The 15,581-nt window shown below is 40.1% G+C and carries 14 protein-coding genes; all 14 read left to right on the top strand.

The genetic code is table 11. The annotated features are described in order from the left end of the window. Positions 1-7: 7 nt before the first annotated feature. The 14 genes from BCU57_RS07530 to BCU57_RS07465 all read left to right on the top strand — a co-directional run bounded on the left by BCU57_RS07530 (position 8) and on the right by BCU57_RS07465 (position 15,536). Positions 8-904, top strand: a complete 897-nt coding sequence (locus BCU57_RS07530; RefSeq protein ID WP_102435596.1) for an SMP-30/gluconolactonase/LRE family protein — start codon at positions 8-10, stop codon at positions 902-904. Between the two features lie 400 nt (positions 905-1,304). Then, entirely contained in the window at positions 1,305-1,601 is a 297-nt protein-coding gene (locus BCU57_RS07525) for a hypothetical protein (protein ID WP_102527210.1), read from the top strand. A 595-nt stretch (positions 1,602-2,196) separates the two neighbouring features. Then, complete coding sequence (locus tag BCU57_RS07520; protein WP_241903427.1) at positions 2,197-3,816, top strand: MFS transporter; 1,620 nt, start codon at positions 2,197-2,199, stop codon at positions 3,814-3,816. A gap of 100 nt (positions 3,817-3,916) precedes the next feature. Next, positions 3,917-4,696: a glucose 1-dehydrogenase gene (locus BCU57_RS07515; protein WP_102435590.1), complete on the top strand. Its 780-nt coding sequence runs from the start codon at positions 3,917-3,919 to the stop codon at positions 4,694-4,696. Positions 4,697-4,774: 78 nt separating this feature from the next. Continuing rightward, on the top strand, positions 4,775-5,782 hold the full coding sequence (locus tag BCU57_RS07510; protein ID WP_102435588.1) for a hypothetical protein: 1,008 nt from the start codon (positions 4,775-4,777) through the stop codon (positions 5,780-5,782). A gap of 235 nt (positions 5,783-6,017) precedes the next feature. Beyond that, the gene (locus tag BCU57_RS07505) at positions 6,018-6,281 is read left to right on the top strand and encodes a hypothetical protein (protein WP_102435586.1); all 264 of its coding nucleotides are present in this window, start codon (positions 6,018-6,020) and stop codon (positions 6,279-6,281) included. Positions 6,282-6,724: 443 nt separating this feature from the next. Further along, positions 6,725-8,149 carry an aldehyde dehydrogenase family protein gene (locus tag BCU57_RS07500; protein ID WP_102435584.1) on the top strand — a complete coding sequence of 475 codons (1,425 nt, stop codon included), beginning with the start codon at positions 6,725-6,727 and terminating at the stop codon, positions 8,147-8,149. Positions 8,150-8,227: 78 nt separating this feature from the next. Further along, the gene (locus BCU57_RS07495; protein ID WP_102435582.1) at positions 8,228-9,391 is read left to right on the top strand and encodes a mandelate racemase/muconate lactonizing enzyme family protein; all 1,164 of its coding nucleotides are present in this window, start codon (positions 8,228-8,230) and stop codon (positions 9,389-9,391) included. A gap of 20 nt (positions 9,392-9,411) precedes the next feature. Beyond that, positions 9,412-10,434: a 2-dehydro-3-deoxygalactonokinase gene (locus tag BCU57_RS07490; RefSeq protein ID WP_102435580.1), complete on the top strand. Its 1,023-nt coding sequence runs from the start codon at positions 9,412-9,414 to the stop codon at positions 10,432-10,434. Then, the gene (locus BCU57_RS07485; protein WP_102435578.1) at positions 10,434-11,069 is read left to right on the top strand and encodes a 2-dehydro-3-deoxy-6-phosphogalactonate aldolase; all 636 of its coding nucleotides are present in this window, start codon (positions 10,434-10,436) and stop codon (positions 11,067-11,069) included. Before BCU57_RS07490 ends, BCU57_RS07485 begins: the two co-directional genes overlap by 1 nt. 310 nt (positions 11,070-11,379) lie before the next feature. After that, complete coding sequence (locus tag BCU57_RS07480; RefSeq protein WP_102435576.1) at positions 11,380-12,120, top strand: FadR/GntR family transcriptional regulator; 741 nt, start codon at positions 11,380-11,382, stop codon at positions 12,118-12,120. Between the two features lie 74 nt (positions 12,121-12,194). Further along, complete coding sequence (locus BCU57_RS07475) at positions 12,195-12,923, top strand: FadR/GntR family transcriptional regulator (RefSeq protein ID WP_102435574.1); 729 nt, start codon at positions 12,195-12,197, stop codon at positions 12,921-12,923. Positions 12,924-13,141: 218 nt separating this feature from the next. Next, positions 13,142-13,942, top strand: a complete 801-nt coding sequence (locus BCU57_RS07470) for a 2-keto-4-pentenoate hydratase (RefSeq protein WP_241903426.1) — start codon at positions 13,142-13,144, stop codon at positions 13,940-13,942. Between the two features lie 214 nt (positions 13,943-14,156). Next, positions 14,157-15,536, top strand: coding sequence for a Na+/H+ antiporter NhaC family protein (locus BCU57_RS07465; RefSeq protein WP_102435572.1), 1,380 nt, complete (start codon positions 14,157-14,159; stop codon positions 15,534-15,536). The last annotated feature ends 45 nt before the right edge of the window (positions 15,537-15,581 follow it).

The raw sequence follows: 15,581 nt of genomic DNA, 5'->3' as shown, positions 1-15,581 counted from the left end.
GAATAACATGAGCAGTCAGGTTTTTGATAGTAGAGTTAATTATGTTGGCGAGAGCCCACTGTGGCACCCTTTAACTGACACTTTATATTGGGTCGACTTCCCTAATAAGCAGTTGATGAGTAGAAAAGGTGAACAGACTAGCCAGCATACGTTTGATCAAATGGTGACGGCAATAGGTTGGGTCGATCAAAACCACTTAGTCATAGCCACTGAAACGGGCTTGTATAGATTCAATCTCGATACGAAACAAACGCAGTTAATAGTGCATGTTGAGCATCAAGTTAGCTCGAATCGCAGTAATGACGGCAGAGCCGATCCTTGGGGCGGTTTTTGGATTGGCACTATGGATAATGACGCAACGCCAAACAAAGGCTGTTTTTATCGCTATTACCAAGGTCAACTTAAGACCATAATTACCGATTTAACCATTCCCAATGGCATGTGCTTTGATAAATCACGTCAGCGCGCATATTACGCCGATTCTGCCGCGCAAAAAATGTATTGGATTAGCTTAGATGCCTTTACAGGTTGGCCTGTTGATGAATTTTCTGATTCAGAGCTTAGACATCGAGATGCAAGGCTATTCTTTGACTTTTCAGACTCAGCAGTGTCGCCAGATGGTGCGATTGTAGATGCAGAGGGTAATGTTTGGGTGTCATTATGGGATGGTGGTTGTGTAGTTTGCCTTTCGCCAGAAGGTAAAGAGCTCGAAAGGGTAGATACCGGTACATCAAGACCAACTTGTCCGGCATTTGGCGGAGAACTCGCGGATAAATTATTTACTACCTCAGCACAATGTGGACTCGAGGAAGCGCCAGTTACCGCAAATATCCATGGCACGACAATCCTGTTAGATACTAAAGTCAAAGGGCTATTTGAGCCTGCTGTGAACCTAACGGAATAAGACTGTCAGTTAATAAAGGGGTAAATTACTGACAGTGTTATCTTCACACTCGTGTGGGTCACTCTACTTCTTCAAATTAGCGATTTGAGCTAAGTATGCGACTCAACGTAATCAAGCAGCTAGCTATAGCTTGGTTTCGCTTCGCTACACATTTTGGACTAGCATTATCAGCCCTGTGTTGAAGCTTTTGCACTTTACACTTTACACTTTACACAAGGAGAGCGTTATCGAATACGCAGAAGAGTTCTCAAAACCTGAAAAGTTTAAGAGGATATTTTTATTTCTTCTATTGGCTGTGCTGATACTCATAATTAATGAAAAGTGGTACCTCCCTTTTATTAATGAGTATGTTGATACTGTACATTGCCGAACTCTGTTCGGTTACTCTGGGATCACAGTCATGTGGCATGCTTTATTTGTAGGTTTACCGCTATTCAGTGCCGTCATAATCGGTTTGGTTACTGTACCTCTTGGATATAAAGGCATTATTCATAAACAGTTTCCGCCTAAAGGGGTAAAAGTATATAAACCCACTCCAATTCTGCGAGGCTGGAAAGCAAGTGCTAAGTCAATATTTCACCTTTTAATACCTAGCTTATTTATATTATTTTCTGTTTGGGGTTATTTCCAAGTAGAGCAAATGCCACACGAAATACCAGATGATTTTGATTTAAGTGTTTGTGAAACGAATAAGTAATTTTGAATGAAGTCATACAGATATAGGCTAGGCGTAACGTTATGCAGAGTTAACACTTTTATCTGACTACAAACTTGTTGTTTCAGCACAAAAATCGTCTCCAGCCTGTTCATAACAATCAATTGAAAGACACGGCTAAACAGTATTGCGCTTATGCTTATACACTTGATAGATATTTGCAGAGTAATTTATCCTTCCTAACTTCGTTTTTCTTTACTGATTTCTTCACCGCTATTTATACGTTTAAAATGTGTATTTTGTAAAAAATAAATGTAGTAACAACCTGAAAAGTAAAGTAAGTTACAATCAATTATCGTTGTACTCTGCCATCACCATTAGTCAGATTATTTGATAGTCGATTCAACTATTTTGAATTCCTTATTGCTCTCAGTTGTATCCACTCCACTTAATATCCCAATGTTAATATAATTAACAAACGTATTGCCTATTGAAACATCATATGTTTAAATCTTGTTAATGGAATGATTCATTCTTTATTTTGTATTTGAAAATATCAGCTTTTAATTTGCGTTATTGCATATATAAAGATGTTTTCTGACAGGGTAATTAAGAAACAAGATGTGGGGATATCACTTTGCTAGAAACAACAATGTCAGAAACGGCGTCTACTGGTAATAAGCGGGCCGATAACAAACTGACTGATAAAAATAAGCACTTTCAAGCGATTAAATTTTCGATGATTGCCGCATTTGGTGGCTTTGTATTTGGTTTAGATGCTGCGAATATTTCTGGAGCACTGAGGTTTGTTAGCTCTCAATTTGAGTTAACCAGTTTACAAACAGGTAACGTCGTAGGTTGTGCCATTGTTGGTGTTATTCTAGCTTTGTTCTTCACTGGTAGCTTATGTCAGCGTTTTGGTCGTAAAAAGGTGTTGCTTGGCATTGCACTCACGTACTCGTTATCTACTGTTATTTCTTCATTCGCCAACAGTTATGAAATGCTAGTAGTAGGGCGGTTTATTGGTGGTGTGGCATTTGCTTCAATCACTGTTTCGGCCATGTATATTGGTGAAATAGCCCCTGCAAAACAGCGCGGTCAATTTGTCTCTGTTAATCAGCTGCTTATTACTTTAGGCAGTTTGATTGCATTTGTTATTAACTATTTTCTTGTTAGCTCTATGGGCAGCATTGAATCATTAACGGATGAGAATATTTGGCGTTTAATGCTCGGCTTCGAGATTGTGCCAAATATTATTTGGTTTTCGTTATTGCTTACCATCCCGGAATCACCACGTTGGTTACTGAGCAAGCAGCGAGATGATGAGGCTAAAGCTGTATTTGAGCAAATCACTGCACAAGGTGAAGTCAGTGAGTTAATGACTGATATTAAGCAAACCATTAAACAAGACAGTACAAATACAGTCGTACAGCAGCTTAAATTACTGTTTAGCAAACCAATGCGGTTTTTAGTTATTATTGCTGTTGTGTATGCCGTTGTTCAAGGCGCGACAGGGATGAATGCGGTGCTGTTTTATGCGCCAACTGTATTTGAGCAAATTGGTATGAGTGTAGAAGATACTTTTTTACAAACTATTGTATTAGGTGGAGTTTCAGTACTGTTTACTTTAGTCGCAATTTTTACCGTAGAAAAATTAGGTAGGAAAGTACTTACGGTATCAGGCCTTTTATTGATTGTGTTAGCGCATGGATCAATTTGGTACGGTTTTGATAACGCGAGTTATCAAATTAGCCAGCCTGTTATTCAAAAAGTGGCACTGCAACAGGTCGATGCTGACAAATTATTACCATTTTTGGGTAAAACCTATGACACAGATGTAGCATTAAAAGCAGATTTGGCCAGTGTGTATACTAAAAAAGAATTGCCTTTGATCAGTGGTGTGGTGATTAACGAATCAATAACCATCAACCCAGCATTTGTTTTATTTGGCTTATTCGCATTTTTAGCGGCATTTAATATGTCAATTGGCCCAATTATGTGGGTCATATTCTCTGAAATATTTTCTAGCCGAGTGAGAAGTGTGGCGCTGCCTTTTGCTGCACTAGTGCAAAGTATTTCAAGTTGGAGTATTCAACAGTTTTTCCCGTGGCAATTAGAAAACATGGGCGCTGCGAATACCTTTTTATACTATGGCGGCGTTGCGTTTATCGGTTGTATTGTCATGGCGTTGATTTTGCCTGAAACAAAAGGCAAGACCATTGAAGCGATTGAGCGTGAATTGGTACACGAGCGTTAACACTAACTTTAACAGGGTGTTTACTGTCTCGTTAACTGGTTTGCTTACAGTTCTTAATCATAGTGTGAAAACCTAACTAATTAAAAAAAAAGAGAATAATATGTCTGATCGTTTAATGGGTGAAGTAGCCATTATTACCGGTGGAGCTGACGGCATTGGCTGCACTATTGCTGAAGAATTTTGTCAGCAGGGGGCTAAAGTTTGCGTAGCAGATATGAACCAAACATTAGGTCAACAAGTGGTCGATAAACTGGTTGCTCAAGGTCATCAGGCTATTTTCGCATTTGTAGATATTGCAGATGAAGATTTGGTCAATGCAATGGTAGCAAAAACAGTTAAGGAATTAGGTGAGCCTACAGTGTTAATTAATAATGCCGCCTTAATTAGTCCTGGTAACCAAATTGATGATGTGTCGGTCGATGCTTGGAAGAAAAGTTTTTCAGTTAATGTCGATGGAATGTGGTATTGCAGCAAAGCTGTGTATCCATACATGAAACAAAATGGCCGCGGCAGTATTGTTAATATTGGTTCAGTGCACTCGTTTAAAATTGTACCCGGTTATTTCCCGTATGCGGTTACCAAGCATGCAGTCATAGGCCTGACACGTAATTTAGCTGTCGAATTTGCTGACAGTAACATTCGCGTGAATGCACTTTGCCCTGGGATGATTGAAACGCCAATGGCATTTAACTCTTGGGACGCAACTGACGATCCGCAGAGCTCTCGTCAAGCTATGGCTGAGGTGCATCCTTTAAAGCGTAACGGCACTACCAGTGAAATAGCAAAACCGGCTTTATTTCTAGCCAGTCAAGATTCAAGTTTTATGACAGGTCAAAGCCTTGTCGTCGATGGTGGTCGCTCAGTTATTTATCATGATTAAAAGCGCATTGTTTTGGGCGATTGTCGATGAGCGCTTTTTGATAGGCACATGCTGTACAGTGTTTAGCGTTAATCTGCAGTGTTAAAGTTAATTTATTCTAAAATTGATGGCTTTGAAGCAATCACAATAGCTAATAACCAAGTGTCTATGACTGTCATGCCTCAACTTGGGGGCAAAATCATTTCCCTTAAGTCCGTTACCATGCAGCATGAATGGCTACAACAAACGCCATACGGCCAGCTTAGCAAAGCTCAATATGGTGATTCGTTTGTTGATGGTAATGACATAGGTGGCTGGGATGAGTGTTTCCCAAGTATTAGCCAGGAAATCTATTCCCACCCTAACTACAGTCACGTCAAAATTCCCGATCATGGTGAGTTATGGTGTATGCCATGGCAAGTTAGCAAAGTCGCTGAAATTAATGGGTATGTAGCTGTGACTCTGCTTTGCACAAGTAAACAATTACCGTATACATTTGAGAGAACCATCAGTTTAAGTACTGAAAGTGATTATTTTACAATTGAGTATTGTGTAACTAATCACGGAGCAGATGATTTACCATTTGTCTGGTCTATGCACCCTATATTCGCAGCTAAAGAGGGGATGACCATTCAATTATCTGAATCTATCCACCAATTCAGGGCTGACAGTGGTTTTAAAGACTTTTTTAATTCCTCACAACAACACATAAACTGGCCTTATTTTGGTGAATCAACCGATAAAGTGGTTAGCCTTGCTGACGTAATGCCTGAATCTAGCCAATTTGCTAGTAAACTATTCAGTAATGAGTTAGTTCGGCAAATACCTGAAGATAGTAATCAACTGGTTGAAGTCGCGCTCTTTGAACCAGAGTGCAAGCAGATGTGTGGTTTTCGCTTTAATCGAGATGAGATTTCACATTTTGGCTTATGGCTTAATTATTGTGGTTGGTCAGGCAGTGATTTAGCGCCTGCTTATGTCATTGGCTTAGAGCCTTGTTTAGGTAGTGCGGATTCATTGAAAGAGGCTATTGAACGAGATTCTGTAGCAGTTATTCTTGCAAACAGTTGTCGTAAATGGTCCATCGAGTGCTTTATTAAGGGGTAATTGTTCAGACCTATCTCATTTGCTTTGTGTCGCAAGTTAAACATGAACAGCAATCACTATTACGGAGCCATTCATTAAGGTCATTTCTTTTTTACTATTTAACAGCACCTATATGCTAACGTTAACAATTTATCCTGCTATGGACCTTTCTTTCATAGTCTCATGCTTATTCTATTCTTAATTGATTGAATTTATGATAGTTTAAATCTTGTATTTAATTTGAAAAGGAACTTCAATGCTTATAATAGAACTGTTTGTAAAATCATTATTGTGGCTTTCAATCGCACTGTCTCCAACGTTATTATGTGCAGGTATTGGCGCAGTATTAAGTCTATATCTAACTGGAGAGTTAACAGGTGTGATATTACCTGTTTGCACAGCTATTGGTTTTATCTTAGGTAGTCACTGGGCCGAAACCGTTCGTAAAGGTGTTGGTTTGTCGGAGTATTTAGGTCGCTTAGTGATCAGTCAAAATGATGCCAAAGGTAAGTCCAAATAAATACTAATAGCATTACTATCTTTTCAAAAATATCATTCTATAGCCTAATTCGGCACCTTAATATAAACCGATAGCAAGACCTTATAGAAGCTTGTTATCGGCTAGCTAAAATATTGCCGCTTTTTAAATATTCGTTCCTAAACTCTGCAAGTTATTTATCTTCGCCAGTAAAGTAGCAATCCTTAACATCCTACTTGTATCCTCAAAGGCAAATATTTTGTTAACATTTTTGTAAACATTTAGGCTTTGTATATTGCACTCCTAAACATCATATGTTTAAATACTTATCATGTTATGCGATTTATTCTTTTATTGGTTAACTGCCTAGTCATTAGATGTGTTATCTGTGAGTAAAGAGGGTTTTACTCACCATGGCTTTATGATGTTTATGTAACAGGTTTTAACGAATAGCGTATTAGAAATATACAAATGGAGCTGTGCTAATGCTTATAAAACAACTATATATCGGTGGTGAGTTGGTTTCTAGTGGATTGACAACTGAAGTTATCAACCCTGCAACTCTAACCCCTGTTGGCAGTATTGCAGCAGCAGATATTGCCCAGGCTGAACAAGCATTAGCGGCTGCAAATAAAGCATTTCCAATTTGGTCTAAAACCACGATTAAGCAAAGAACCGATTGGATGTACAAATTGCGTGATGCTGTGATTGAAAACGAACAACACCTTAGAGAGTGCATCCATCTTGAAATGGCAAAACCTTGGTCATCAACAAAAGATGATTACCAAATGTTGGTGGATAGCTTAAATTTTTACGCCGACGCTATGTTGAACCTTGAGCAAGAAACACTTGAAGATAAAGAGGGCACTCATACTCATGAACTTAGACGTGAGTCTGTGGGTGTGGCAGCAGCATTTCTAGCTTGGAATTTTCCACTACTAAACCTTGCCTACAAGATTGGCCCTGCAATGGCTGCGGGCTGTCCGATTGTCATTAAACCTTCAGTTAAAACTCCTTTATCTGCTTACGCCGTTGGTGAACTATGCGCAAAAATAGGCTTGCCAGCTGGTGTGGTTAACATTATTTCTGGTCCGGATCATAAAGTGGGCGATGCAATTTCAGCATCAACTATCCCTTCAGTGTTAACTTTAATTGGTTCTACCAATGTCGGTAAACATGTTATCGCAACGGGCGCCACATCCATTAAACGCTACTCAATGGAATTAGGCGGTAATGCCCCTGCAATAGTCTTTGCTGATGCTGATTTAAACAATGCTGCAGACGTGATTTGTGGCGTGAAATTCGCGAACGCAGGTCAGATTTGTGTCACACCAAATCGGGTGCTTGTTGAACAATCCATTGCAGATGAGTTTATTGAAATGATTTTGACTCGCGCTCATTCTGTCAAAGTAGGTTTTGATAAAACAGCAGATATTGATATGGGACCTGTTATGGATGCTTCATCATGGCAGCGAATCGATGCACTGGTACAAGATGCGATTGTTAAAGGTGCCACGTTACTAACGGGTGGTGGTAAGCCCGAAGGACATGAAACAGGCTATTTTTATAGCCCAACTGTCTTGTGTGGTGTCACTCCTGAGATGGATATTGCCAAAGAGGAAGTGTTTGGACCTGTTATCAGCATCATGACTTTCAGTAAAGATGATGAGGTTTTAGCTGAAGCTAACAACACTGAGGCCGGCCTGTCATCATTTATTTTCACGACTAATGAAGCCAGAGTTACGCGGTTTGCTGATGAGCTACGATTTGCAGAAGTACAAGTGAATGGCATTAAATATGCGATTAATTTACCTCATTTTGGTATTAAGCAATCTGGAGTTGGAGTCGATTGTTCCTTGCTAGCGCTGGACGATTACCTTGCTTACAAACGAGTCTCTCGTGCCGTTTAGTTTTTAGCAATAGTTCTTTATTAGTTACTTAGCAAAAGTCTCAGTATCGCTGATTCGGTATTACCAGGAAGTTATTCGATGAAAATTATTGAAATAAAAAGCCACGTATTGCAATACGATCTTAAAGAAGAATTAGGTTATTCGCAGCAATACTACGCCCAAAGAACGACCCATTTAGTTGAAGTCATTACTGATGTAGGTATTACAGGTTGGGGGGAATGTTTTGGCGGTGGCGGTATTGCTTTTGCCAATAAAACTATTGTTGAAAAAGTAATACAGCCGATGATTCTAGGCATGGATCCACTGGATAGAGAGGTAATTTGGCACAAGGTCTACAACCTGATGCGTGATCATGGCCAAAAGGGAATGCCTATCCAATCATTGTCGGGTGTAGATATCGCTTTGTGGGATATTGCAGGCAAGTTTCATGGACAGCCGGTGTATAAACTACTTGGCGGGGCATTCAGAGAGCGTATTCCTGCCTACGGTTACGGCATGATGCTACAACGTTTTGATGACTTAGAAGCTCGATTTACCGATGAAAGTGCTCGTATTAAAGAAATGGGTTTTACTGCGACTAAGATGAAAATCGGTCTAAGTCCTGATAGGGACATTAAACTCGTAGAAGCTGTACGAAAAGGCATCGGTAACGATATGCGTCTAATGGTTGATGCGAATCATGCTTATACTGCTAGAGAAGCGATTCCATTGGGGCGTGAGCTACAAAATTTAGGTGTTCACTGGTTTGAAGAACCTGTCGCTCCTGAAGATAAGCAAGGTTATCGTGATTTATGTGAAGCGTTGGATATGACCATCGCAGGTGGCGAAGCTGAGTTTACCCGTTGGGGCTTTAGAGACTTAATTGAAAACCGTTGTGTAGACTTACTGCAACCTGAGGTGTGCGCACTTGGCGGCATTACTGAATACCAAAAAGTTTTAGCGATGGCTCATGCTCATTTTATCCCAGTGATTAATCATGTTTGGGGCTCAGCAATTGCCGTCGGTACAAATCTTCATTTACTAGCTGCATTACCTGATTTACCGGGGGCAGCGCATCCAGTACAACCCATGCTTGAATATGACACTACACCGAATCGTTTTCGTGAAGACTTACTTAAAGAGCCGCTTAATATCTTAAAGCAAGTAAAAGACAGTGGCGGCAGTGTTGCCTTACCTCAAGGTCCAGGGATTGGTGTTGAACCTGATCCTGACTTTATTAAACATTACGAAGTCATTAATTAACCTTTCTAGAGAATTCTCCCATGATAGATGCATCATCGCCTCAACCTGCACTTATAGCGGTTGATTGGGGTAGTAGTAACTTTAGATCCTTCTTATTGGATAAAAGTGGCCATATTTTGTCCGAAGTGACGTCACCACAAGGTATGTTGTGCCTTGAAAAAGCGCAATTTGAACCTGCTTTACTTGAACAAATTCAACCTTGGTTGAATGACATTAGTGCGCAGAAAAATGTTGTACCTGTATTAATGGCTGGCATGGTCGGCAGTGCACAAGGTTGGTGTGATGCAGGCTATGTCGAGTGTCCTGCTGATGCTAAACAAGCAGCAACTCAATTACAGGCAGTGAACAATCAAGCAGGGTTAGAGTTACATATTGTTCCAGGTTTCAAATGCCAAACATCTAATTTACAACCTGATGTTATGCGCGGTGAAGAGGTGCAAGTGTTTGGCGCGGTGTCATTGATTGAACATGAGTTAGGCCTTTTAAATAACGCCCAGCTTGAAAAATTAGTGTTTTGCTTACCCGGCACTCACTCCAAATGGATAAGAATGGCGAAAAGCGACCATGGCCATACCTTGATAGATGATTTATCAACGCATATGACGGGTGAGATGTTCAACATCGTGCTTGAGCATAGCATTTTGGGTAAAGGTTTAGATAAAAGTGCCGAATCGCATATTGAAGAAATAGATATGGACGGTTTTTTACAAGGGGTGCATACAAGCCAGCGTGAAGGGGGCTTACTGCATCACCTTTTTAGTGCCAGAACACTGAGGCTAGAGCAGCGTTTAGCCGATGATAATGTGACTAGCTATCTTTCAGGTTTACTTATTGGATCAGAACTTTGTTCGGTTTTAGCCTCATCGCCAAACCTCGAACATATTTATCTCATTGGCAGCTCTCAACTAAACAACCTATATAGCGAAGCGTTAAAAGAGTTGGGGTATTTGTCGACTACAGTGAGCAGTGCTAAAGCATCAGCCCTTGGGATGTTGTCGATTGCTAAACAGGCGAATTTAATTATATCTAAGGAAGCAAGTTAATGGCTATTTCGTTAAAAGATGCATTAAATGAATTACCTTTAGTTGCCATCTTACGTGGTGTGACACCTGAAGAAGTTATCGCTATTGCAGATGTGCTAGTAGAACAAGGCTATAAAGTGATTGAGGTACCGCTCAACTCGCCACGACCTTACGAAAGCATTAAGTTATTAAGTGATAAGTACGGTGAAAATCTTGTGATCGGTGCCGGTACGGTGGTGTCCAAAGAGCAAGTTGATCAAGTCGAACTTGCTGGCGGTCGGATAATTATATCGCCTCATGCTGACGTTGAAATTATTAAGTACAGTAAAGCTAAGAATCTTTATTGTGTTCCAGGTTTTTTTAATCCTACTGAAGCTTATGCAGCCATTCATGCAGGTGCGGATTCTTTAAAGTTATTTCCTGCTGATACTCTTGGCCCCAAAGGGTTAAAAGCGATGTCAGTTGTATTGCCTGACATCCAAATTTTACCCGTAGGTGGCGTTTCACCAGACACTATGCAAGCATTTATTGATGCAGGTGCCAGTGGGTTTGGTTTAGGAAGCGGCTTATATAAAGCTGGGATGAGTGTTGAGCAAGTTAAGCATAACGCTATGGCATATGTCCAAGGTTATAAAAGTACCTTAACAGTTCACTAAGCCAAATCTTTAGAGTTCAATAATGCCGTAAACTGAGTTCAGTGAGTTGTATTAGTTCAGTCATTTCAGAGATGATTTTGAACTTGTCTGTTGTCGCTTTATACAAATAGTGTTGTTTTGCTTTCCTTTATACTTATTCCTAGTAAGTATCTGTTGTAGCTTTAGCAGCCGAAAGGCTGCTATTTTTTTAGTTACTTCTGCTTATCACCCAAAGCATCAATTTATCTAATGTGAAGTCAATATATTATTAAGTCTCAATCATAGATTGTTTCAATTGACACCTTAAACATACTATGTTTATATTTAACCTATGAGTGAATTAATATATTACGATTTAAAATGCACCCAAGGAATGTCGCCTAGTCTTTCTGTACAAGTTGCTAAAGAACTCGGTCGCCGCATTGTTTCTGGTGCTTTCGAAGCCCACAGTCTTATTGACGATGAAAATGCCTTGGCGTCTCGGTATCATGTTAGTCGAGTGGTAGTTCGTGACGCTGTAAAGATTCTAGTAAGCAAAGGTTTATTAGAAGTGCGGCGGGGCATTGGTACTCGTGTTCAATCACGAGATAAGTGGAATATGCTGGATGATGACATTCTTGCTTGGCATTTATCAGCGCCACCCAATCTTAATTTTTTGAAGCAGTTAATGGATGTACGATTAGCATTTGAGCCTAAAGCCGCGCGATGGGCTGCTGAGCGTGCGACGGATGCAGACATTGCTGAAATTGCCAAAGCAGTTGAAGGAATGGCGCAGGCTTCTGGTACTGCAGAAGACTTTATTATTGCCGACTCTTTGTTTCATAAAGCGGTGATGAAAGCGGCAAACAATGGTTTTCTGGCATCGATGGAAGGCGTTATATATTCTGCGTTATTGGTAAGTATTAAAATGACCAATAAAGACCCTCGAGACAATGGAGCGTCGGTTCCTTTTCATCGAGATGTGTATGAAGCCATTTTTAATCGTGATGGTGACAAAGCTGAGAAATTAACCGAAAAACTGCTCAATGATGCCAGTATTCGCCTTTCTCTTAGCCAAAGTGACAATAATTAACATCAGATGGTTGTGTATCATCACAAAATCATATACATAGTATGTAGTTATATTTCTTGGGATAGAATAATTACATGAGTGAACTAACATACTACGATTTAAGAAGAACAAACTCGATGTCGCCGAGTTTGCCGGTTCAAGTAGCAAAAGAGTTAGGTCGTAGGATTGTTGCTGGAACGTTTGTGCCTGGTACGCTTATTGATGATGAAAATAAACTGGCTGAACGCTATCAAGTCAGTCGAGTTGTCGTTCGTGATGCGGTAAAAATTCTTGTTGGTAAAGGCTTATTAGATGTACGCCGAGGAATTGGTACTCGTGTTAAACCTAGAAATAACTGGGCTTTACTTGACGATGATGTTTTAGCTTGGCACCTTTCTGCACCACTTAATCCTGACTTTTTAACTCAATTGATGGAGTTTAGACTCGCATTTGAGCCTAAAGCTGCCAGTCTCGCAGCATTAAATGCCACGGAAGAAGATATTCAAGCAATTACTCAAGCGCTGGCTGAAATGGAAGCGTCTACAAGCGATGTGGATCGTTTTGTGATTGCAGATGCACACTTTCACAGTGCTATTTTAAAAGCGTCTCATAATGAGTTATTCATTTCGATGGAATGTGTCATCTTTTCGGCATTGCTAGTCAGTATTCGTGTGACTAACCAAAATGATGCTGAAAACAAAAGCTCAATACCCTTTCACAAAGAAGTGTTTGATGCGATTAAAGCAAAAGACAGTACGTTAGCCCAGTCGTTAACAGAAACCTTGTTGAGCGATGCTAAGGCAAGGCTTGTAGAACTTATGTAATTTCTGCATGTGTCATGGCTAGCAGCATTATCTGATAGATAAAATTAATGTGCTTAAACCTTGAGGTTTAAGCACGTTTTTATTTATGGCTTAGAAGTAATCCATATTGATCCTCTAAACATCACATGTTTAACTGTATGGGATTGAATCAAATTAATTTTTACTGTTTTACCGTCTCTTTCTCTCATTGCTTAAATTAAGCCACATAAGGATTTAGTGTGTCCAATATATCAAAAACAGTTGATCAACAAGCATTACGTTTTAAATCGATAGCAGAGCATTTAGTAGCACAGCGTAATGCTACACAGCCTAAGTCTGAATTTAATTTATTACAGTCGCCTAAAACTTTGGCTGATGCTCATGCTGTACAGCAATTGATGATAGCCCTACATGATCATGCTCCCTTAGGTTGGAAATGCCTTACCCCAAGAGAAGATGGCAGTATTATCGCAGCACCATTGTTGGGGCAAGTTGTTGAAACTCAGGTGGTATGTCAAATGAAAGCGGTTAATGGCCAAGCATTGATAGAACCTGAAATCGCATTCTTACTCAGAAGTAACTTACCCAGTGGCAAACATTACAGCGAAGCAGAAATAGATGCTGCCATAGGTTCAACTCATATGGCATTAGAGCTTATTCAGCCGAGGTTTAGTCAAGGTTATAAAGCTAATCATTATGAGCGTTTAGCTGACGGTTTAAGTAATCAAGGTTTATTTATTGGCCCTGAAATTGAGAAAGCGGCGGCTTATAAAGCGGCTGGCATAAACATTACAATGACTCAGGCAGGGATTAAACATGATTATATCGGTGTTCACCCATGTGAATTACCTCAAAATCCTATGTATTGGCTGGTTAACTATTTATCTGCATTAGGAATCGAGTTAAATGCGGGAGAGTACATTATAACGGGGTCATACCACGGCGTAATTAAGGTCGATATGGATACGCCTTTATCCGTTGTTTATGACAACTTAGGAGAGTTTGAAGTGAGTTTTTCACATAACGAGTGTTGCGATTAATCGTGCTGACGTTAAAGTAGTCAATAGCCTAAACTATGAATAATAATGTCACTGTGGTTGTTTATTCAGTCACAGTGAATTTGTTTTCTTATAATTATTTTGAAATAAACCCGTATTTTTTTCAATATTGTGTTTAGTTCTTGTTGACTAAAATGCAATTCGACATTACTTTCTTTTTCCAATATTAATCTTCTTTTAACAAGGAAAAACCGTGATGACAGAGCCATCTGCGATCAGTTTGATCCCGCCTTTGGTTGTTATAATTTTAGCGATTTTATTAAGAAGACCGATACTCGCCTTAGTGATAGGCGCAGTTGTGGGATTATTGATGCTAGATCCTGCTGAAGCATTGAATAATTTTTCAGAAATCTCACTGAGTGTAATGGCTGACGAAACTATAGGTTGGCTGATATTAGTGTGTGGTACCTTCGGCGCTTTGATTGCATTATTAGTCAGGACCGGCGGCGCGTTTGCCTTTGGTAAAAAAGCCTTACGAGTAGCGAAAGGGCCCAAATCGTCATTAATGATGACCTTTGTATTAGGTGTGGCCATCTTTATCGATGATTATCTTAACGCGCTCACCGTGGGTGAGACCATGAAGCGCGTAACCGATAAATATAAAATCTCCCGTGAAATGCTCGCTTATGTGGTTGACTCAACTGCGGCGCCTATTTGTGTGCTGGTGCCGTTATCAACTTGGGCTGTATTTTTCGGCGGTTTGTTAGTAGACAACGGCATTGCCGAATCGGGGCAGGGCATTGCGGTATATATGCAGGCGATTCCTTATATGCTCTATGCTTGGGTGGCAGTGATCATGGTGCCATTGGTTATTTTAGGGGTTATCCCACTTATTGGACCGATGAAAAAAGCAGAATTTAAAGCCAAGCAAGGTATTGGTATTCCTGTGGATGAGTCTGCAGAAACCCATACCAGCGATGACTATGGCGTTAAGGCGATTGAAGACAATTTCAGCGCCGCAGATGAACAAGGCAAGTTACATAACTTTTTAGTGCCCATCATCTTACTGGTCGGTTTTACCGTGTACTTTGATATAGATGTCTGGCTAGGTTTATTAGCGACAATGCTGATTACTATTCCCTATTATGCGGTGCAAAAATTAATGCCGTTCTCCGATATGATGGAACAAATGATTGATGGCTTTAAAAGTATGTTACCTGCCATTGGTACTGTAATTGCTGCATTTATATTTAAAGATGTTTGCGATAAATTATTGCTGCCACAATTTGTAATTGAAAGCTTAAGCCCCTATATGACTGCGCAAATGTTACCAGCAGTGGTGTTTATCGCTATGGCAGTTTTAGCGTTTGCTACAGGCTCGAGTTGGGGCATATTTGCCGTCTCCATCCCTATTGTGATGCCGTTAGCTCAAGCTGTTGGCGCGGATATGCCACTCGTGATAGGCGCGCTACTTTCTGCGTCATCTTTTGGCAGTCAGGCGTGTTTTTACAGTGACTCCACCGTACTCGCCGCCCAAGGTGCTGGTTGTAATTTAGTCAGTCACGCCGTAACGCAATTACCTTATACGCTTATTGCCGCTAGCATTACTTTTATTGGTTTTATTATTATTGCCTAATGCGATACCTTTTTTACTGAGTTATTGCGATTAAACCCGTGCTGA

It is taken from the genome of Shewanella sp. 10N.286.48.B5, from assembly GCF_002874355.2.
Lineage (GTDB): Bacteria > Pseudomonadota > Gammaproteobacteria > Enterobacterales > Shewanellaceae > Shewanella.
This window is presented reverse-complemented; position numbering and strand designations above follow the sequence as displayed.

Coding starts and splice junctions, on each gene's coding strand:
- BCU57_RS07500 (WP_102435584.1), top strand. CDS start 6,725: ATGCTTATAAAACAACTATATATCGGTGGTGAGTTGGTTTCTAGTGGA.
- BCU57_RS07495 (WP_102435582.1), top strand. CDS start 8,228: ATGAAAATTATTGAAATAAAAAGCCACGTATTGCAATACGATCTTAAA.
- BCU57_RS07475 (WP_102435574.1), top strand. CDS start 12,195: ATGAGTGAACTAACATACTACGATTTAAGAAGAACAAACTCGATGTCG.
- BCU57_RS07525 (WP_102527210.1), top strand. CDS start 1,305: ATGTGGCATGCTTTATTTGTAGGTTTACCGCTATTCAGTGCCGTCATA.
- BCU57_RS07465 (WP_102435572.1), top strand. CDS start 14,157: ATGACAGAGCCATCTGCGATCAGTTTGATCCCGCCTTTGGTTGTTATA.
- BCU57_RS07485 (WP_102435578.1), top strand. CDS start 10,434: ATGGCTATTTCGTTAAAAGATGCATTAAATGAATTACCTTTAGTTGCC.
- BCU57_RS07530 (WP_102435596.1), top strand. CDS start 8: ATGAGCAGTCAGGTTTTTGATAGTAGAGTTAATTATGTTGGCGAGAGC.
- BCU57_RS07480 (WP_102435576.1), top strand. CDS start 11,380: ATGAGTGAATTAATATATTACGATTTAAAATGCACCCAAGGAATGTCG.
- BCU57_RS07505 (WP_102435586.1), top strand. CDS start 6,018: ATGCTTATAATAGAACTGTTTGTAAAATCATTATTGTGGCTTTCAATC.
- BCU57_RS07490 (WP_102435580.1), top strand. CDS start 9,412: ATGATAGATGCATCATCGCCTCAACCTGCACTTATAGCGGTTGATTGG.
- BCU57_RS07515 (WP_102435590.1), top strand. CDS start 3,917: ATGTCTGATCGTTTAATGGGTGAAGTAGCCATTATTACCGGTGGAGCT.